This is a genomic window from Microbulbifer pacificus, from assembly GCF_033723955.1.
Taxonomy (GTDB): Bacteria; Pseudomonadota; Gammaproteobacteria; order Pseudomonadales; family Cellvibrionaceae; genus Microbulbifer; species Microbulbifer pacificus.
Window position 1 is genome coordinate 1580926 of sequence record NZ_CP137555.1, and the last position, 20387, is coordinate 1601312.

Below are 20387 nucleotides of genomic sequence, written 5' to 3' on the forward strand. Positions count from 1 at the left end.
ATAACAATGCACAAGAAACTCGCGCAGGCGCTGGTCATGCTACTCGGCGCAACGGCACTACACGCTGCCGCATCACCTACTGCAGCATCTACCGCACAATCCAATGTACACGTGATGCCGGCGATTGCGATGGACACATTGCAGCGCGAGCGTACCTACCGCATCTACCTGCCCACAGATTACCAAGATTCCGATAAGAGCTACCCGGTGCTGTATATGCACGACGGCCAGAACCTGTTCGACGACGCGACCTCCTACGTGGGCGAATGGGGTGTGGATGAGAGCCTCAACCTGCTGGCACAGACCTGCGGCCTGGAAGTAATCGTGGTAGGCATCGACCACGGCGACAAGCTGCGCATGACCGAACTGAATCCCTACGACAACGAGCGCTTTGGCAAGGGCGAAGGCAATGCCTATGTGGATTTCCTGGTGAAGGAATTGAAACCACGTATCGACCGGGAATATCGCACGCTGGCAGACCGCGAACACACCGCGATCATGGGAAGCTCCATGGGGGGACTCATTTCCAACCACGCCATCAATCGCTATCCCGATATTTTTGGCATGGCCGGTATTTTTTCTCCCTCCTACTGGATTGCGCCAGGTGTGTTGACCGCATCCGCGAATAATCCGCAGCTGGACAATACACGGGTATACCTGTTGACCGGCGCGCGCGAGGGAGACGAGATGACCGAAGGTTTTATGGAAATGGAAAAGATCCTGAAAAGCCGCGGAAAACAGCACTTGTGGCAGGCAAAACTAGACGGCGAGGGAAACCACAGCGAAACCTTCTGGCGCCGTGAGTTTCCCATTGCCATCAACTGGCTATTTGGTGCCAGCTGCCAGCAGTGAGGACAAGAATTCCTCGTGGGTCGGCAGCTGCCTGACCGAGCCCTGGATCAGGGTTTTCAGGCTCTGGAGCAGATCATCCAGTTGCGCGTCACTCAGGCCATCCGCAATCACATGATGATCCTCCGGCAGCACACCCTGACCGATCAGTACCTGCTGCCAGGCAACTTCGGTGAATAAGTCATCGTAATCCCGGAAAACCTTGCCGGTCGCGCGGAACAGCTCGATTTTGTGCTGCAGGCTTTCCGGCACATCCATGCTTTCGCAATGCCGCCAGAAGTCGCTGTCGCGTCGCTGGTTGGCCTTGTAGTGCAGAATGATAAAGTCGCGGATACGCTCCATTTCCACTCGTGACTGGCGATTGAATTCCGCCACTTCTTCCGCGCGAATGCCGCGATGCGGGAAACACTTGACCAACCGGGTAGCACCGGATTGCACCAGGTGGATGGAGGTGCTTTCCAGGGGCTCCAGGAATCCGCTGGCAAGCCCCAGGCTTACCACGTTTTTTTTCCACTGTTCACGCCGGTGACCGGTGCGGAACGGAATCACCCGCGGCTCCGCGAGGGGCTTACCCGGTAAATTACCCAACAAGACCTCTCGAGCCTGCTCGTCGCTCCAGTGGCTGCTGGAATACACCAACCCCTTACCGGTGCGGTGCTGCAGCGGAATCTGCCATTGCCAACCACAGGCGTGGGCAATAGAACGGGTATACGGGGGAATCGAACCAGCCGATTCGCTGGGAACCGCCATGGCGCGATCACAGGGCAACCACTGACTCCAGCTTTCATAATCACTGCCGACCGCGTTATCGATCAGCAAGCCGACAAACCCCGAGCAATCGACGAAAAGATCACCCTCAACAACCTGGCCGTTTTCCAGAACCAGATTCTCCACATGGCCGCTGTGATGGTTGCGGCGCACATCACACACCTTGCCCTCGACACGCTTAACGCCTTTGGACTCGCTGTAGCGGCGCAGATATTGCGCATAAAGCCCAGCGTCAAAATGATAGGCGTAGGAAAGCCCCGGCAGGTTGGTATTGGGAATATTCGCCAGGTGCGCAAATTTGTTTTGCTTGGCCGCCTGATAATTCAGGGAAAAATCCCAGTAGCTGTCACTGTGACCGGATGCGCGGCTGCGCAACCAGAAATGATGAAAATCGCAGAAGGGGAAATTTTTGCCGACGTTACCGAAGGCATGCATGTAACTCTCGCCCCGGCGCGACCAGTTTTCAAACTGGATACCGAGTTTGATGGTGCCGTTGGTGGCTCGCAGGAATTCCGCCTCGTCGAGACCGAGCGCGCGGTTGAAATTCAGAATCGGCGGAATCGTGGCTTCGCCTACACCGACAGTGCCAATCTGGTCGGACTCCACCAAGGTGATATCCACTGTGCCTGCCAGGCTTCTGGCCATCATCGCCGCCGTCATCCAGCCGGCGGTACCGCCGCCGAGAATGACGAGTTTTTTTATTATTGTATTTTCCAATTTTGATACCTCTGCCTAACTGTATGCGGAAGCTAACACCTGTATTTATAGTCTTTTCTGAGAAATAAAAAAGCCCTTGTAACCGGAGATTACAAGGGCTTTACGCCTGTGAGACTAACTACAAGAAATTACAGCTTGTAGTTGAAGCCCAACAGGTAGGTGCTGCCGTAGCTCTGGTAGTCACGTACCTGCAGCGAATTGTCGCCACTCAGGGTAGTGAACGGCTCGTCTGTCAGGTTTTGGCCCTGCAGGAATACGGACAGACCTTCCAGGCCACCGATACCGGATTCCGCGAAGTCGTAACCGATCTGCGCGTCAACCAGGGTTTCACCCACTACGTCAACCTGCTGGCTGTCGAAGCCGATTCCGTATACCTCGCCCTTGAAGTCAGAACGCTTACGCAGGCTGGTACGTGCGGAGAAGCCAGACTTCTCGAAGTACAGGGTCATGGTCTGGATGCTGTCAGACAGACCCGGCAGTTCGTAGTCGTTGCCGTTAGGATCTTTGATGTCAGAGCTAACGCCAGTGTGGCTGGCAATCAGGCCCAAGCCATCCAGGTTTTCGTTGAAAATGTGGAAGGGCAGAGACAGGGCAACTTCGTAACCCTGCAAGGTTCCGCCACCGCCGTTGACCTTACCGGAACCGAATGCGATCGGATTTTCAGGCACCTGGCCGCTTACCGGATCGGTAACGCCAGACAGGTCAACTTCGTAGTTGCCATCGAATACCCAGTTGTTCAGGTCTTTCCAGAACACTGCTACAGAGAAGTAACCGTCGTCTACGAAGTAGTTTTCGTAAGACAGGTCCACACCGGTGGCTTCCTTCGGCTCCAGCGCCGGGTTACCGCCGCTGATGGTCCAGTTGTAGCCTTCAGCGTTCGGGGTTTCGCTGTAGTTTACGGACAAAGAGGAGTTCATCTCGTCCATACGTGCACGAGAGATGGTCTGAGCCGCACCGAAACGCAGAGTTTGCTGCTCATCCAGTGCCAACGCCAGGTTCATGCTCGGCAGGAAGTGGCTGTAGTCGTGCGAAAGGTTGGTCGGAGAAGTCTGGATCAGACCATTTTCGTCCGGACGACCGGCCGCACCAGAAGACTGCTGCTCGGTGTAAACATAACGCAGGCCAGCATTACCGGTCAGTGCCAGGCCGGCGACTTCAGTCGCGAAGTTAGCCTGGGCAAATGCGGAAGTCACAGTTTCGTTCACGGACCAAGACTTGGTCAGGTGGCTGCTATTGGTCAGAGACTCGGCCAGCAGGCTGTAGTAACCATCTTTCAACAGCGCCGCAGCGTCATAAGCGATCATGTCGCCCATGCCGATGAAGTCCAGGGATACGCTACCCAGACGATATTCTTCCGGCACTTCTTGCATTTCCGGGAAGGAAGACAGAGTCATGAAGTAACCTTCAGACTTCTTGGTCTTTTCGCGGTCGCGGTAGGAAACACCGTAGGAGATTTCGTTGATGATGCCCACTTCAACCATCTGCTTAGCAGCCAGTTTCAGAGAGGTCAGCTCGTCATCGATCTGAGGGGCATTAAGGAAGCCGTCCTGGCCGGCATTACAGTATGCATCGTCTGCCTGGCCTTCAACGCCACAAGAGAGCCCCAGGCTGGCGTTCAGAGCGCTGCTCCAGCCCCAGGTCAGTGGGCCACCCAGCTTGATCAGGTCGTAGTCGCTGTAGTCCAGGTTGTGCCCGAACTGCGCACCGGCATTACCACCGGCAAATGAGTAGGTCAGGTCGTCTGCAACGCCTTCATCGTTGCCGCGGCCGGTACCGGAGTAGCTCTCAAAGCTCCAGATCTGGCGCTCTACGGAAGAGTGGCTCGCATCGAATTCCAGCTGCAGAGTTTCGGAAGCATCAAACTTGGTGTTGAAGCCGAAAGAGTTCAGCTCTGCATCACGGTTTTCCATGTCGTTACGCACAACAACACGCTGGCCTTCAGTAGTAGCCTGAGTGATGAAGCCGGTTGCCGGATCAACCACAGCGGTATCCGGGCTGATGGAACCCTGACCCCATGCAAACGGAATTTCGATACCGCGCAGGATTTTTTCGTCAGAGAAATCGACATAGAGGGCGTCGAAAGTCATGTGCAGTTTGTCGTTCGGCTGCGCCTCAACAACCAGCATGGCGCTGTCGCGATCCAACACAGAAGAACGCACGAATGGCTTGGCACCACCGAGGATGGAGTAGTTTTCACCCTGATAGGTGAATTCCGGGTAACCCCAGGAGTTCCAGCGCTCTTCCTGGTTCGGAGAGCTCATGGTGTTGTATGCGAACGCAACACCGATGGTGTCATCAGCAAACTGATCGATGTAGGAGAAGGTAGCGCGCTTACCAGAATCTTCGCCATCCGGGTTCAGCTTGTCGAAGCTGGTCATCTCGTACTGACCGTTGAACTGGATAACACGCTCGCCGCGCTCCAGAGGCTTCACGGTCTGCATGTCGATTACGCCGGCAATACCTTCGGCGTCGATGCTCGCAGTCGGAGTCTTGTAAACGGTAACTCCGCTCATGATCTCAGACGGATACAGGTCGAACTCAACACCGCGGTTGTCGCTGATGGAGACCTGCTCACGGCCATTGAAGGTGGTGGCGCTTTCGTTTTCACCAAAACCACGGATGGTCACGCGGCTTGCACGGCCGTCCAGGCGCTGAGCGGCCAGACCAGGCAGGCGCGCCAGAGATTCAGCAATGGAGGAATCTGGCAGCTTACCAATATCCTCGGCAGAGATAGCCTCAACTACGCCAGTGGCATCGCGCTTGGTACCGATAGAGTCCATCACACTCTTGCGGAAACCGGTAACGGTAATTTCTTCCAGCTGGGAATTACCCTCTTCCTGGGCAATAGCACCAACGGAAACAGCGGACGCGGCAATAGCTGCAGACAGCAGTGCCGGTCGGAAACGTTTGTTTGTCAGACTCATCATCATCTCCCTTGGACTTATCGTTATGGTGAGTAATGCCATCCTAGGCCTACCCGAAGTCCATATCCTCCACCCCCTGGGGGGGAGGAGGGGGGAGAAGCCGGGGCCGGCGAAGTAGGAGGACCGGCCCCAGGTCACCATGGCGGGGAATTATACGCATCGAACAAAAATTGTTCAGCCCCTGCGGAGATATTCAGAATTGTGGAAACGCGGCAGTCAGCTTTCCAGCCAGGCGGCGGCGCCGACCAGGGCCGGATAGCCGGCCTTCAGTACATCCACCCGCACCCCCTTCAGCCAGCTGCTGAGACGCCCCTTGGTGGTAAAGCGCTGTTCGAACTCGCTCTCCGGCAGCAGGGACTCGATCCGGGGCAGCACGCCGCCACCCAGGAATACACCGCCGCGGGCCACATAGTAGAGGGCGGCATCACCGGCGGCGCTGCCGAGAAAGTTGAGGAAGTCGACCAGGGTTTCCCGGCACAGCAGGTCCGAACCATCAAGACCGCGACTGCTGACGTCCGGCGGGGTCAGCGCTTCGGCCGTACGGCCGTGCAACGCGCATACCGCACGGTACAGGTTAACCAGACCGCTGCCGCTCAGCACATATTCGTTGTACACCGGCATCTGGTCGCGGGCGAGGATGCGCAGCAGCTCCAGCTCGCGCTCACTGCCCGCAGACAGGTTGGCGTGACCGCCCTCCCCCGGCACCACGCGGTAGTTGCCGCCGTCGTGTACCAGCGCCGCCACACCGAGACCCGTACCCGGGCCGAGTACCACCATCGGGCCATTGGGCTGCGCCGGAACATCGCGCAGCGCCCACTTGTCCTCTTCCTGCAGCCGCGGCAGCGACAGGGCCAGGGCGGCGAAGTCGTTCACTACCAGCGCGCGTTCCAGGGAAAAGCGCTGGCACAGCTCTTCGGCACGGATTTCCCACCCCAGATTGGTCATGGTCACACGGCCGCCCTCGGGGGTCTTTTCCACCGGGCCGGCAACCGCGATACACGCCTGGGTCGGCCGCGGCTGATCCAGGCCTTCGACCCACTGACCAAGAGCGGAGTAGAAGTCATCAAACATGGCGCAGTTCACCACCTGAATGGCTTCCAGCCGATAGCCGCCCTGATGTGGGTGGGCGACGGCGAAGCGGGCATTGGTGCCGCCGATGTCCGCAACGATTCTGGTCATGGCAATTTCCTTAAACGTTCCTTTATATGGGCCGTATCGATTGACCGGAGACTGGAGCCGAGCCCACGTCTGAATGTATAGCCCGGAAACGCATGCCCCGAACCATCCCCTGTGCCCAAACACAGCCCTGAAAAAATGGCGCTCTAAGGTAATGATTTGCCAACAAAAACTCTACCCCTCCCCCGTGTGGGAGACACAAATATGGAGGGATGAGGCGCCGGCAATATCCTGCGACATCCGGGTTTCCGTTTAAGTGGCACCCACAGGGAAGAGAAAAAGTTCCGGCAGGTTTAACCTGCCGGTCCCAGAGGTCGACGAGAAATGACCTATATCGGCGGGAGAAGAGAGATGATGTCGGGCGCCTGCGCGTCGAATCGCCGAGGAGTCCAGCGTGAACACCTCTCGTCGCACAGGGAACGGGAAACCCGATGCTGCCAGTGTGCGGTGCAGCCCCAATCCCGTCGCCCCACTTTGAAAAAATCCCCAAACTGGGCGGTGTCACTTTAAGAAAATCCGCAAACGGGATACTCAATGGACGATATGGTCGTGGCCCGCGCTCCTACCCCTGTGGGAATTCTCTTATACTCGCGGCTATAAGAGCGATAAAAAACCATAAAAACGCAATTTCTCGGCGATGGTGCAATGAAACAATACATATTCAATATCCACGACGTGGTGCTGCTGATGACCGCGGCGGAGTGCCTGTTGCTGGCAGTATTCCAGTCGATACTCCCCACGCGCGCGCGCCACGATGGTCGTCTGCTGACGGCTTTCCTGCTGATTATTGCGGTGGCCTCCGGTTGCACACTGTTGCTGTGGAATGATCAGTTCACCGTGGCACCATGGTTCGAACAAACGCTGCTGCCCTATCTGCTGTTCGCGGCGCTGCTGTTGAAGGGACCAGCGATCTATCTGTACTTCTGCTCGCTGACCCAGCAGAAAATCCAGTTCAATCGGCACCAGGCCTTCCACCTGATTCCCGCGCTGGCGGTGCTGATGTGTATCACAATTTTCAGTATCTCCAGCAGCGACCTGCGTCAGGTGGCGGATGCGGGGCAATCCCTGCCAGACACCGCGATCGAATTTATCTGGGACCTGGCTTCTCTGGTGCCCTTTGTCTACGCCGTGGCGGCACTGTTGCAGATCCGCCGCTACCGCCACGCGCTGAAAGACGAGTACTCGCACTATTCGGAAACGGAACTGCACTGGCTGTCGGCGCTGGCCTGGGGTGTACTGATCTCCTGGAGCTGGACCATGGTGGTACACGTGGTGGCGAAGTTTTCCAGCGATGTAGTCGCGGATTACATGGGGATCGCCGACAACTACCTGGCATTCATCCTGATCAATGCATTCTTCGCCTACAGCCTCACCTACGCCCACCAGTTGCTGGTAACCCAGCCGCAGGAAGAGGCCCGCGAGACCGCCGTGGAAGAGGAACCCTCCGAGCCCGCGATCGAGAAGGTGCGCAACGCCATGGAGAGCGACAAGATTTATCTGAAGAAGAACCTGAATCTGGAACAGTTTTCCGAACGGATTGATTTGCCGGCAAAAGAAGTCTCGGCGGTAATCAACAAGCACTTCGGCACAAACTTTTTCGAGTATGTGAACAGCTATCGGGTGGAGGCGGCGAAGGCGCTGCTGTCCGATCCAGACAAGGCCGATATGACCGTGCTGGATGTACTGCTGGAATCCGGCTTTAACAGCAAATCGGCTTTCCACCGTTTTTTCAGCCGGCTCGTAGGCATGTCACCGACGGAGTTCCGCAAGCAGGCACTGGCAGCGGGCACCGCGACCCAATAAAGCGTTTACCAGTACCGCTATTTCGCCTTCGCGAACTCCGGCTGCCGATGATTGGATATTTCGACAGCCGGGACTTCATCAGTGTGGACTAATAAGAATCACACTCTCACATTGGTCATCAACCTTAACCGCAGGTGATGTCCGCATCCGCTTTGGATGCGATATGGATATTGTGAATCGTCATATCCAGCGCGCCCGCGGTGCGCACATAGAAAGGTGACAACACCATATCCAGCTTTGCGCCGGCGTCAGCCAGGCATTGCAGGTCTACCGCCACGGTTTTCCACTCGCCCGGCACAGCGCCTTTCAGCAGTGCGGTGATGGACTGTTCGGCACCGCAATCCATACCGCAGTAGATACCGAGATTCACTGCATCGCTCGGAGCCGCGTCCACTTTCACATCGAACACCAGCGCGCCACGGTTACCCAGGTAGCTGGAGAGGTCGGTGCGGCTGTTGGCAAAGAAACCGGCAATGGCATTGCCCTCACCATTCCACTGCAGGCGACGGCTGTCTTCCTGCACATTGCGGTCCACGGACTGCACACTGATGCCCTGCAGTTTGGCCACACTGCTGGAAATCACCGAGTGATGATTGCCCGCATCGGTCACCTGGAAGCTCCACGGATCCAGCGCGCGGCCGTTGAATACCGCCAGCGCCTGCTCCCCGTCGGCAGCCTTCAGACCGCTCAGCTCGGAAAGCGCAGCCACTTCCACACTGTCCCCGTAATTCAGGCCATAGCCATAGCTGAACTGGGCCTGCGCGTCGCTGTCACCGCGGTTGCGCAGAGTGGGCTGCGCGTCGTTTGGCCAGGAGAAGGTCAGCTTGCCTTTGAAATCGTGATTCACCTCGCCTGCGGCATTGCGGAAAATTACATCCGCCACACCGGCGCCTTCGCTGCCTGGCTGCCAGATGGTCACGAACGCATCGGAGGCGTTGATTTCGGGGTTCACCCACAGCGGGCGGCCGGTGATGAACAGGGAAACCACCGGGATATTCTGCGCGCGCAGATGCTGTAGCAGCGCCAGATCCGCATCGCCCTTGTAGTCCAGATGGGATACATCGCCCTGCATTTCCGCGTAGGGATCTTCACCGAATACCACGATGGCGACATCCGGCGTTTGCTCAAAGCTGCCATCCACAGACAGCTCGGCGACGCCGCCGGCCGCCTGCACCACTTCGGCGATACCACCGTAAACGGAAGTCGCACCGGGGAAATCACTGTTCTGGTTGCCAGTGCCCTGCCAGGTAATACTCCAGCCACCGGATTGCTTGCCAATATTGTCGGCGCCCTCACCGGCCACGAGTACCCGCTGGTTGCGCGCGAGCGGCAGCAGGTTGCCGTTGTTTTTCAGCAGCACCAGGGATTCGCGCACAGCCTGGCGAGCGATGGCGCGATGTTCCGGTGCACCGATCAGGGATTCGTCGGCGGCAAACGCGCGCTCGGAGGGTGCGCCGTTGTCGAACACACCCGCACGGATTTTTACCCGCAGGATACGGCGCACCGCATCATCGAGGCGCTCCGGGGAAATCTCGCCGCTCTTGGCCTGGGCCAGGGTGTTCTGGTACAGCTCTTTCCAGCTGGGGTCCGGCGCCATAAACATGTCCAGACCGGCGTTGACGGACTGCGGGCAGCTCACATTGCTGCAACCATTCACAAACTGGTGACCAGCCCAGTCGCCGACGATGAAACCGTCGAACCCGAGGCGGTTCTTCAGCACGTCGGTCATCAGGTATTTGTGGCCGTGCATCTTCTCGCCATTCCAGCTACTGAACGATGCCATTACCGTTTGCACCCCGGATTCGATTGCCGAGAAATACCCCTGGGCATGCAGGCGCACCAGCTCTTCCTCGCTGATCATCGCATCGCCGCGGTCGATACCATTGAGGGTGCCGCCGTCGGCCAGGTAGTGCTTGGCGGTGGCAATGACATGCTTGCCCTGCAACAGGTCTTCGGCACCCACGGCACCCTGCATGCCTTCCACCATTTTGCCGCCGTAGTCGCGGACCAGCTCGGGATCCTCGGAGTAAGACTCGTAGGTGCGGCCCCAGCGGTCATCCCGGACCACTGCCAGCGTTGGTGCGAACACCCAGTCGATACCGGTGACAGAGACTTCGGCCGCTGTGGCAGCGCCGATCTCGCGCAGGAGCTCAGGATTGTGCGCCGCACCGAGGGCAATGTTGTGCGGGAACAGGGTCGCGCCGATCACGTTGTTGTGACCGTGCACCGCGTCGGCGCCCCAGATCATCGGGATGGCAATACCACCGTCGCTGGTGTCCATGGAGGCGTTGTAATAGGCATCCGCCAGTGCGACCCAATTGGCCACAGAGGCATGCTTGTTGTCATTGGGGAAGGCGCCGCCACCATTCAGGATGGAGCCGATGTGATACTGTTTCACATCTTCGGGCGTTGCCGTGCGGATCTCCACCTGGATCATCTGACCCACCTTTTCCTCGATGGACATCTTCCCCAGGAGTTCGTCGATACGGGCTTCTACCGCGGGATCTTTGGCAATGCCACTGTGCAGCTGTGGCCAGTGCGCGATGGCGTCGGCACTGTAACCGGTGTCGGCCGGAGGTATTCCGGTGGCCATTTTCTGATCGCTGGTTTGTTCGGTGCAGCCGGCGAGTCCCCCGCCCGCAATCAGACCGGAGATGACTCCCAGCAAAATTCGCTTTTTCATCACCGCACTACTCCCATTATTTTTGTGAATTGCTGCAGCCGGCTGGTCACCAAATTGTTGCTCGGTACCCGGCTTATCCAGCTTCCGTTGTACGGGTTGTGCCGAAAAGGGTCGTCCCACTTTGGATCCCGGGCACAAAATGGTGCAGACCACCTTGCCACCCAGTGTGGAACGCAAAAATGGGACGGCTTTTCCAGGGAATTATTTGACCAGTCTCACATTGTCCACCTGCAGCACCGCCCCCATCTGGTTATCCCAGGCCGGCGAAAGAACAAACGGCGTATTCACGCTCGCGGTGTTGAGGCCACCCGCGGCCAGTTCCATCATCGGAATCTGGAAATGGGTCCACTGGTCCAGCGCGGGCATGTCCAGCGGGTAGTCGCCGGAAGAACACGGGTGCCCACAGTCGGCGCGGAAGGTCAGTGACGCACTGCCGGCAACTGCGGGTTCCACCAGAACCTGCAGGTCGAATTCGATATACGTGTAAGCACTCAGATCATATGCCGCGGCGGACTGGAAATAGCCGATCCCCTGATTGGTGTTGTAGGTGATCTGCCCAACGTCACCGTAGTCACCGCCGGCGTCCACCACCTGAAAATCCACGGTGCCGGAAGCGGTCCATGTGTACCACTGGTACGGGGCCTGGGCGGCACCATCGAATACCGACAGTTCGTCGCCCTCGGCGTCCGGTGCCTGCGGCGGGGCGACACCCGGGTTGTGCACAAAATCACCATCGGTTGTGCCGCACCCCTTGCCGGTGTCGAAATCCTCGGTGCACTGATACACGCGCACATAGTCCACCTGCATTTCCTGCGGGAAGGCACCTTCATCGATGCCGCCGTCATTCACATTGGCGGACCAGTTGCCCCCCACCGCCAGGTTTAAAATCAGGTGAAAACTCTGGTCAAACGGCGCGTTGCTATTGCCCAGTGCCGCGGTGGTGTACCAGCCGGCACTGGTTTGGGTGGCGTAGTGGTCACCGTCCACATACCAGCGGATCTCCCCTTCCTCCCACTCCACCGCGTAAGTGTGGAAATCGTCCGCCGGGTTCAGGCCACCGGGAAGCTGGTAGCGCTCGCCGCTGTATTTGTTGCCCGGCCAAGAATCACCGAAATGCAGGGTGCCGTGCACATGGTCCTCGCCACCGACCTTGAGGTTGACCGCCTCGAGAATGTCGATCTCCCCGGACAGTGGCCAACCGCCGTAAACCCAGTCGCTCGGCAGCATCCAGAACGCCGGCCAGGTTCCCTGCCCCTGGGGCAGTTTTGCGCGCATTTCAAAGCGGCCGAATTTCCAGTCGCCGAGCCCCTTGGTGCGCAGCCGCGCGGACGTGTAAGTGCCGCTGCCAGACACATCGTCGGGATCGTAATTGGGATCGTCGTCCACCAGGTTCGGGCCGGTGGCATCCTCGCGGATCGCCTTGATGTGCAGCACATCGTCCGCGACCCAGGAATTGTCCGCCGCGTCCACATAGCACTGCGCCTCGTTATTGCCGCCGCCGGTGCAGTTTTTCTCATGCGACCACTTTTCGGCATCGATGGCAGAACCGGAAAATTCATCCGCCCACACCAGGCAGTAACCGGAGTTGAGTGCGTCTTCGATACAGCGCGCGGGGCGCTCGTTCTGCGGCGGGTCAATCGGCCCGCCGACATCCCCATCGTCATTGGCGCCACCGCCCCCGCCACAGGCGGTCGCGGCCATTGCCAAACTGAATACAGAAGTGCGAAACAGATTTGTGGACATCGCTGTCTCCTCATCGCGAAATTATTGTTATTCGTATGAATGCTCGGATTCGAGCGGAATTTTTTAGCCTCGGCAGCAGACCGCGTCGCCCCACCTTGTGAAAACAGGCAAGGTGGAGTGCGCTTTGATACTGCGGTTACTGCAGTAGTTGCTTACAGTGAGTTGAGGAAATTCAGCAGGTCCTGCTTCTGCGACGAAGCCAGGCCCTGATAGGCATTACTTGCGGCCTGCCCTTCACCTCCGTGCCAGAAAATAGCTTCATCAATGGAGCGCGCGCCCGCGGCAAGATTATTTTGTTGTGCTTGAGAATCGATACTGAATGAAAAAAATGTCGAGTAAGATATTAGGGAAATGGCGGGCGCCAGCAGGGCTCCCCGCAAAGAAGGAATCAGACGCATGGATGAACCTCGTATTAAATTATTGGTTATTCGAGTTTGCGAGGGCTATTGCTCTCTCATCTTTCGCGTCTGCGAAACTAGTCTTTTCTAATCCGTGGCGTCGTCCCACTTTATAGTTTTCGCCAATCTGGTGCCTGAAAAATCAAGCACCAGAGATTTAGGCGCCAAGTCAGCGCACGGTAGAAACCTTTGTGCGCATTAGCATCTCTGCGAGATATTCATTGTGTCCCTTCAATTTAGAAAGGGAGCTGTCGACACTGTGTTTTATCTGCGCAATAAAGTTTCTGAGTTCGTCTTCAGGCATAACATCCACCAGCAGATGATACCTTTTTGGCATCAGCCCTTGCCCAAACATAACCTGCTGCCATGAGTCCACAAACAGCTCATTGCCATCACGGTTCACGTGCCCGGTTTCCGTAAACAGATCAATCTTCCTTGCCAGGGTGTCGGGAATACTCATATTTCGGCAATAGCGCCAAAATTCAGTATCCGTTCGTTCGGTGACTTTGTAATGTAAAATGATGAAATCGCGAATTCGCTGTACATCAACCTCTGCTTCCCGATTGAATTCATCAATTGCAACCGGACTGATTCCCTGATCAGGAAAAAGCCTGAGAAAGCGGACAATATTCTGCTGAATAAGATGGATACTGGTAGATTCCAGCGGCTCAAGAAAGCCGCTGGATAAACCAACAGCCAAACAGTTTTTATGCCACTGCTTGCGCCGACGCCCCGTTTGGAATTTAATTAATTTGGGTTCCGTCAGGGCTTGCCCGGTTATATTCCCCATCAATTGCTGTCGAGCAGAATCATCACTCTGATAGCTACTCGCAAAAACAATTCCATTGCCCACACGGTGTTGTAGTGGTATCCGCCATTGCCACGCACTTTCCCGGGCTATGGATCTCGTGTAGGGCACCGGAGGCGCAACCGCTTCGGTCTGTACCGCCACGGCACTATCACACGGCAACCAGTGCGACCAGGACTCAAATCCGGCGTGCAGGGTCTTTTCAATCAACAGTGCCTGCATGCCGGTACAGTCAATGAAAAAATCCCCCTCGATTTCACGACCGCCATTGAGCCTTAACGAACGGATATGGCCCGTTTCCGGGTGAAGAAGCACCTGCTCGATTTTCCCCTCGACGCGTTTTGCTCCATAAACCTCACTAAATTTCCTTAAGAACCTTGCGTAGAGACTGGCATCAAAATGAAACGCGTAATTCAATCCATTATTTGGCAAACGCGAAAATTTTTCTGACTCCGCCGCCCGCCGTTCAAGACAGTATTCGCCAAAATCGCCAGCAAACCCCATATCTCGTGCGCGCAGCCAGAAATGCTGGAATCCACAAGCCCAGCAGTCTCTACCCGTTACACCAAACGCGTGAGTATAGTCTTTACCGATGTCACGCCAATTTTCAAACCGAATACCCAACTTGTAGGTACCCTGGGTCGCAGCCAGGAATTCCGCCTCATCAATTCCCAACAACCGGTGAAAAAAGACAAGCGTTGGGATAGTGGCTTCTCCAACTCCCACCGTGCCAATTTGCTCAGACTCAACCAGCGTGATCTCCAGGTCACTACCCATCAACTTGGAAAGTGCCGCGGCCGTCATCCACCCTGCAGTTCCGCCACCTGCAATAACAACTCTTTTTACCGCTTTATTCATGATTTTTCTCTCCTCTCGCTCCCGAGTTCTGGCTCAGGTTATTTTTTGCAGCTTGTCGATGAGCAAATTTCTGACATTTGCAGATGTATTTCTATCAAGATCTGCCAGGATCCCGCGGCATCGAGCGGGTATATGCGCCTTTGCCTGCCCGCGGTTTACCACAAAATGCTGAAACAGTTGCCCCCAAGCCTGGCGTTGCTCGTCTGGTAAACCACCTATGGAAAGCAGCGCATGTATCAGAGCATCTTGAGGTAAACCGGACCAGGTTGGTGTAGATCGCCACCAGTAATTGATAAGGACATTAATGTCTTCCAATCCTTCAACCTGATGCCACCACATACTCGGTAAATAGAGCACGTCGCCAGGCTCCATTTCCGCAACCAGAGCGCTTCGCAATGCTTCTCTATAGCGGGGAAATTTCGCGAAGTCAGGATTATAAAAATCCACCATGCTGATCGTCTGGCCCGCGGGATTAAAATCCAGTGGTCCCGGGTAAAGGTTGGCAACCTGATCTGGAGGAAACAAGGTGAAGCGTCGGCGACCCGATACTACACAGGCGAGGTTTTCAGGCAAATCGAAGTGCGCAGCAATTCGCGTCCGGTTTCCAAACCACAGCGAAACAAGTTGCCCTGTAGCATCAAGACCCAGGTCATTTTGATCTCGTAAACCTGGTAGATAGTGATCTACCGGCGTCGATCCGACATAGCAATAATCATCTGCAAATTCGCCCGCTTCCAAGGCCCGCAAGGTGGACGTTAGCGTTCCCGAGGCACGCTGGAAATTGAAACCATCCATCGAATCATTGTAAAAAATGCGCCCGCCGGTCTCAGCTTTTGCACGAAACACCACCAGCGCTCGCCCACAATCAAATTGCGCCAGATAATCGCTCAATTTCCCCTCTCGGCTGGCTTTCACGATGGGCCAGTGAGCAACGGCTTCTTTAATCAGCAGAGGTTTATTTCGCCCTTCGATGATCTCCGAAATTTTCTGGGATTCATTAAAATTGAGGGTTTCTACCGTGGGAATTTCTTCTGGATAAATCATGCTGAGAACCTCTAACCTAGCGGCCGGCAATTAACTGGGAGATCAGTTGCCGATTGCCTACCAGGCCTCGCCTATACATTTCCGCCTGCTTTTTAACTTCTTCTTGCAATACGCTGGCCCGGTTATCGTCCCGGTCTTTTCGCGGCGCACGGGCCCAATCACACCCATACCCCATGCCATTCAACACATATCGATAACTGGCCGCGGGAAAAAGGGCCTGAGCCAGTGGGAAATCCTGTTTTGCCGGCGACCGATGGCGCCATAGTTCAAGATTTTCCTGTAGGGACTCGGGAATACTTGCTGCATCCCGGTGTTCAGTCCAGTATTCGGAATCCGAGCGCTGCGACAGTACATAGTGCAATTTGAGAAAATCAATAATATCGCTCCAGTGGCGGAGCATCTGGCGATTGTAACGCTTCGCAGAAAAAGCCATGTGTTCAACACGCGCAGGCAGGAGGTCGCGAATAATTCCTGCAGCATGTTCGATCAGCGCCAGCGCGGATGCCTCTAACGGTTCGATAAAACCTGCAGACATCCCCACTGCCACGCAGTTCGATTTCCACATTTCCGAGCGATACCCTGGGAAAAACTCGAGCTCGCGCACCTGCAGATCTGCCAACTGGTTTTCACTCAAATATGGCCGCAAAAACTCATCAAAATTCCGCCTTACCGTCTCGGCATCAGAGAACCGACTTGAATAGACATACCCCATACCACGACGGGTGGGCAGTCCGATATCCCATATCCATCCGTGAGAACGTGCTGTAGAACGTGTTACCGAAGCAATCGGTGCATCCGGTGAGTCATAGGGAATTTGTACAGCCATCGCACGATCATTGAATAGAACGGAAGATTGATCAATGAATGGAACTTTCAGATATTTATCGATGAGCAATCCCCGGGCCCCGGAGCAGTCGATAAACAGATCGGCGGCCAAGCGCTCGCCGGCATCTGTTTTCAAGGCTGCGATACTTCCATCGCAAGCAAGCTCGACTTCTGTAACTTCGGCCGGCAAATAGGTCACACCCAGTCGACTGGTACAGTGGTCGCGCAGACAAACACCAAATTTGACGGCATCAAAGTGATAGCCGTAATTCAAGACTCCAGCGTATTCCGGTGTTTGTAATTGTTTGGGAGCGAGATTGGCGTCGCAGATAGTCGGCTGTGGACTTACCGCATAGGCGTATTTTCTGTCGGCGCTTCGGTCGGCGCTGTGGTGAGCCAAATCCTGCTCGAAATAACCATGTGGAAGGGAGAATGGATGGTAGTAGGCGTCCTCTTCTGCTGGTGTGCGCCACCCCACAAACAATGAGCCCTGCTTAAACGAAGCTTCGCAGTCAGTAAACAACTGCTTTTCTTCGAGACCGATGCGGCGAAGTGTTTCCCGCATCGATGGCCAGGTCCCCTCACCGACCCCCACGGTCGGAATACCGGGAGATTCCACGACCACGATATCGCATTGCCCACCGCTCGCACGCCCGTGCTCGGCCGCCAAAATCGCTGCGGTAAGCCACCCGGCGGCACCGCCGCCAAGAATTAAAATGGAAAACGGAGCCGGATTCATTTATAAGCTCTCCCACTTCAAGGACGTCAAAAACACAAAGGGCGTGATTGCTCACGCCCTTTGCTTCCTGCGAGACGTGAGTGGCGTTTTACCGCCACTCCAGGCGTTACATTAGAAACTGTAACGCACACCAAGATTATACCGGGCACCGGACTGAATAGCCCCAATCACCATGTTTTCATGACGACCGTACAAGCGCTGAGTTTCACTGGTCAGGTTGATCCCCTCAGCGAATACCGTCAGATTATCCTGAACATCATAACTTACGTTGGCGTCCAGCTGGCCGTAAGCTTCGGTATATACCGGGTTACGCTCGCCGTTGCCATCGAAAGTACTATTCAAGAAATCATCGCGCCAGTTGTAAGCAAGACGCGCCTGCAGTCCATCACGGTCATAGAAACCAATGACGTTAAAGGAATCACTCAGACCGAGCAGCGCAAACTGGTTTTCAACACCTTCGCCTTTGTTGGTATTGAAATTGTCGTACGCAATATCTCCGTTGACGGTGGTGAAGTTGATGATGCCACCAAAACCGGAATCGCCAAACATGTGCTGCACGGCGAATTCGAAACCATCGATTTTGGCATTCTTGGCATTCACAGGAGCCAGTACGGTGAATTCGGCCAGCGCATCACCTTCAGCTTCCGAACCGATAACAGTGCCATACTGCTCCTGCATGTAAGCGAGGATTTCCGCAGAGGTAGCACCTGCACCCAGTGCAGCAACGGCATCGTCGTAGCGGGGACCTTTCGCCGGGTGTGCCAGACCGAAAGTGGTTTCGATGAAGGAATCCGTACCGATGAAATTATCTACATCCTTTTTGTAGTAGCCGGCAGATACATAACTACCTTCGCCGTAGTACCACTCAAAGGACAAATCAAAGTTGGTAGATTCGAACGGTTTCAAATCCGGGTTGCCACGAGAGGCCGTACCGCCATTAATACGCACACGCGGATTGATTGTCTGGCCCCCCTGAATATCAGCATATCCCGGGCGGGTAATCGTTTTGCTCCACGATGCGCGCGCAACAACATCTTCAGTCAGGGAAATATTGAAGTCGATATTCGGCAGCAGGTTGCTGTATGCACCCTGTTGCTCGCTGTAGCCAACACCACTTTCATGCGCGTCAAACTCGTTATCTGACACCCATTCAATGTAATCGTACTGCGGCACTAGTGCCTGAGCATCGACATTGGTTTCCTCGTAGCGCAAGCCAACCGCAAGACCCATCGGCATCGGCAGGTCTTCCCATGCCAGATTCACCTGGGTATACGCGGCCTGCTGCTCTTCAACGGCGATGCGGTCGGTGGTGAAGTTGTCGTCCACACACAGTACGGTGCCGCAGGGACTGATTGTCTCGCCATTGGCCTGGGCAATGGCGGAAATCGCATCCAGCATGCCCTGGAAATCAGAGGCATAGTAATAGGGAGTCATTTCAGCGCTATCTGCACTGCCGAACTGATCCAATGCATCCGCCATGCTCTTTTGTACAAACAGAGCATCGTCATAATCGTCTGGCGTTCCGTATCCACCCCAGGTACCGCGCTCAGCCACCGCATATGCGGAGCGGTTGCTGGACTCGAGGTAGGCCAGGCCGAAATCGATGCTCTTGACCGCGCCAAAGTCCAGATCAAACGTTCCATCGAACCTTGCCTGCTCGATGTCATGCTTCATATAGCTGTTGCGGAAGCTGGTACCGGAGGTCAGCATTTGTGCAGGGTCAAAGCCCTGGCCATCGATAAATTCAAAAGTGGCTGCCGGCAGGTCGTAGCCGTAATTTACCGTTGTCCCAGCCCGGTTGAACTGCACCCCTGCGATATTGTTGTTGCTACCGCGGCCATCCTTTGAACCGTTCTCGGCGGTGGAATTGTGATAGTCAAATCTCAGGGTCAGGTCATCGGTCGGGTTCCAAACCAGATTCAGGCCGACAGAGTCGTTTTTATTTACCGTGCCCCAGTCACCCGCATTGAACGTCACGTCAGAGCCGGTGGCATCGGTGTATTCAATCGGTGCCACCACGCTGCCATTACCGGAACCTTCGGTAAAGGAGCCGGAAACCGGCACGCCATTGAACCAGGCGCCCATAGAGTTGTACTGCTGCTCTACGTCCTGCTCTGCATAGGTGTAATCAAGGGTGGCCTGGAAGTTGTCCTGCGGCTCCCACTGCAGGGTCACTTGCGCATTCGTGCGCTCGCGCTGCACCTCACCAAAGGTGTAACCGATGCCACGGGGAACGGCATAGATGTCACCTTCCTGCGGCGCATTTTCAAAGCTGGTGCTATCCGGTGCGATGGATCCCCAGTCACCCTGGCCACCGGGAATGGTGTACCAACCCGGACCGGTTTCCGCTTTGGAGTACCCGCTATCGCGCTTGGAGTAGGAGCCGGTAAACGCCACACCCACAGTGTCGTCGGCAAACTTGGTGCTGAAGATACCGGACACATCCGGTGTCCAGGTGTCACCCTGCTTGTTGGAGGTGTCATTGGTGGTCTTGGCGCTGAGGTTCAGTACCAGATCGTCCATTTCGAGCGGACGGGCGGTGCGAATATTGATAACAGATCCGATACCGCCGGTGGCGAGATTGGCCTGTCCAGTTTTGTAAACTTCTACGGCACTGACGCTTTCCGCCGCCAGGTTCGCGAAATCAAAAGAGCGGGAAGCGGAAGCGCTGGTCCCTTCGATATTGGCCGCCGGCATATAGCGACCATTCAACGTTACTACGTTGTAGTCTGGGCCAAAGCCACGCACGGTGACTTTGCTGCCCTCACCGTTCTGGCGGTCAATGGAAACACCGGTGATACGCTGGAGTGATTCGGCCAGGTTGGTATCGGGCATTTTGCCGATATCTTCGGCAGAGATCCCGTCGACAACACCCTGCGCGTCGCGCTTCATATCCATGGATTTTTCGAGACTACCACGGATACCCAGCACCACCACTTCTTCCAGTGCTGCATCCTGTTCGCTCTGTGCATAGGCGGCGCCACTGACACCGGCCAGGGCGGCGATCGCCACCGCTATGGAATTCTTCTTGAATCCGGTCTTTCTGTTCATG

The 20387-nt window shown here is 55.9% G+C and carries 12 protein-coding genes; 2 read left to right on the forward strand and 10 right to left on the reverse strand.

Going from position 1 to position 20387, the window contains the following annotated elements; all coding sequences use genetic code 11:
• Positions 1-6: 6 nt before the first annotated feature.
• Positions 7-852, forward strand: a complete 846-nt coding sequence (locus R5R33_RS07015; RefSeq protein ID WP_318955311.1) for an alpha/beta hydrolase — start codon at positions 7-9, stop codon at positions 850-852.
• On the opposite strand, the gene R5R33_RS07020 is transcribed toward R5R33_RS07015, so the two are convergent.
• The 3 genes from R5R33_RS07020 to glk form a co-directional block, all read right to left on the reverse strand.
• Positions 826-2334: a tryptophan halogenase family protein gene (locus R5R33_RS07020; protein WP_318955312.1), complete on the reverse strand. Its 1509-nt coding sequence runs from the start codon at positions 2332-2334 to the stop codon at positions 826-828. The genes R5R33_RS07015 and R5R33_RS07020 overlap by 27 nt on opposite strands.
• Positions 2335-2462: 128 nt before the next feature.
• Positions 2463-5258: a TonB-dependent receptor gene (locus R5R33_RS07025; protein ID WP_318955313.1), complete on the reverse strand. Its 2796-nt coding sequence runs from the start codon at positions 5256-5258 to the stop codon at positions 2463-2465.
• A gap of 216 nt (positions 5259-5474) precedes the next feature.
• Complete coding sequence (glk, locus tag R5R33_RS07030; RefSeq protein ID WP_318955314.1) at positions 5475-6437, reverse strand: glucokinase; 963 nt, start codon at positions 6435-6437, stop codon at positions 5475-5477.
• A gap of 642 nt (positions 6438-7079) precedes the next feature.
• Here glk and R5R33_RS07035 point away from each other — a divergent pair.
• Entirely contained in the window at positions 7080-8237 is a 1158-nt protein-coding gene (locus tag R5R33_RS07035) for a helix-turn-helix domain-containing protein (RefSeq protein WP_318955315.1), read from the forward strand.
• A 124-nt stretch (positions 8238-8361) separates the two neighbouring features.
• On the opposite strand, the gene R5R33_RS07040 is transcribed toward R5R33_RS07035, so the two are convergent.
• From R5R33_RS07040 to R5R33_RS07070, 7 genes are all read right to left on the reverse strand, one after another.
• Positions 8362-10920 carry a glycoside hydrolase family 3 protein gene (locus R5R33_RS07040; RefSeq protein WP_318955316.1) on the reverse strand — a complete coding sequence of 853 codons (2559 nt, stop codon included), beginning with the start codon at positions 10918-10920 and terminating at the stop codon, positions 8362-8364.
• A 201-nt stretch (positions 10921-11121) separates the two neighbouring features.
• Entirely contained in the window at positions 11122-12663 is a 1542-nt protein-coding gene (locus R5R33_RS07045) for a glycoside hydrolase family 16 protein (RefSeq protein ID WP_318955317.1), read from the reverse strand.
• 152 nt (positions 12664-12815) lie between these two features.
• On the reverse strand, positions 12816-13061 hold the full coding sequence (locus tag R5R33_RS07050) for a di-heme oxidoredictase family protein (protein WP_318955318.1): 246 nt from the start codon (positions 13059-13061) through the stop codon (positions 12816-12818).
• A gap of 169 nt (positions 13062-13230) precedes the next feature.
• On the reverse strand, positions 13231-14727 hold the full coding sequence (locus tag R5R33_RS07055; protein WP_318955319.1) for a tryptophan halogenase family protein: 1497 nt from the start codon (positions 14725-14727) through the stop codon (positions 13231-13233).
• 33 nt (positions 14728-14760) lie between these two features.
• Entirely contained in the window at positions 14761-15771 is a 1011-nt protein-coding gene (locus R5R33_RS07060) for a cupin-like domain-containing protein (protein ID WP_318955320.1), read from the reverse strand.
• Positions 15772-15787: 16 nt separating this feature from the next.
• On the reverse strand, positions 15788-17335 hold the full coding sequence (locus tag R5R33_RS07065; RefSeq protein ID WP_318955321.1) for a tryptophan halogenase family protein: 1548 nt from the start codon (positions 17333-17335) through the stop codon (positions 15788-15790).
• A gap of 111 nt (positions 17336-17446) precedes the next feature.
• The gene (locus R5R33_RS07070) at positions 17447-20386 is read right to left on the reverse strand and encodes a TonB-dependent receptor (protein WP_318955322.1); all 2940 of its coding nucleotides are present in this window, start codon (positions 20384-20386) and stop codon (positions 17447-17449) included.
• Position 20387 lies beyond the last annotated feature (1 nt).

Bases quoted from the DNA above. Each gene is read 5' to 3' on its own strand.
- R5R33_RS07050 (WP_318955318.1), bottom strand. From the start codon at position 13,061: ATGCGTCTGATTCCTTCTTTGCGGGGAGCCCTGCTGGCGCCCGCCATT.
- R5R33_RS07060 (WP_318955320.1), bottom strand. From the start codon at position 15,771: ATGATTTATCCAGAAGAAATTCCCACGGTAGAAACCCTCAATTTTAAT.
- R5R33_RS07025 (WP_318955313.1), bottom strand. From the start codon at position 5,258: ATGAGTCTGACAAACAAACGTTTCCGACCGGCACTGCTGTCTGCAGCT.
- R5R33_RS07035 (WP_318955315.1), top strand. From the start codon at position 7,080: ATGAAACAATACATATTCAATATCCACGACGTGGTGCTGCTGATGACC.
- R5R33_RS07045 (WP_318955317.1), bottom strand. From the start codon at position 12,663: ATGTCCACAAATCTGTTTCGCACTTCTGTATTCAGTTTGGCAATGGCC.
- glk (WP_318955314.1), bottom strand. From the start codon at position 6,437: ATGACCAGAATCGTTGCGGACATCGGCGGCACCAATGCCCGCTTCGCC.
- R5R33_RS07070 (WP_318955322.1), bottom strand. From the start codon at position 20,386: ATGAACAGAAAGACCGGATTCAAGAAGAATTCCATAGCGGTGGCGATC.
- R5R33_RS07015 (WP_318955311.1), top strand. From the start codon at position 7: ATGCACAAGAAACTCGCGCAGGCGCTGGTCATGCTACTCGGCGCAACG.
- R5R33_RS07065 (WP_318955321.1), bottom strand. From the start codon at position 17,335: ATGAATCCGGCTCCGTTTTCCATTTTAATTCTTGGCGGCGGTGCCGCC.
- R5R33_RS07055 (WP_318955319.1), bottom strand. From the start codon at position 14,727: ATGAATAAAGCGGTAAAAAGAGTTGTTATTGCAGGTGGCGGAACTGCA.
- R5R33_RS07040 (WP_318955316.1), bottom strand. From the start codon at position 10,920: ATGAAAAAGCGAATTTTGCTGGGAGTCATCTCCGGTCTGATTGCGGGC.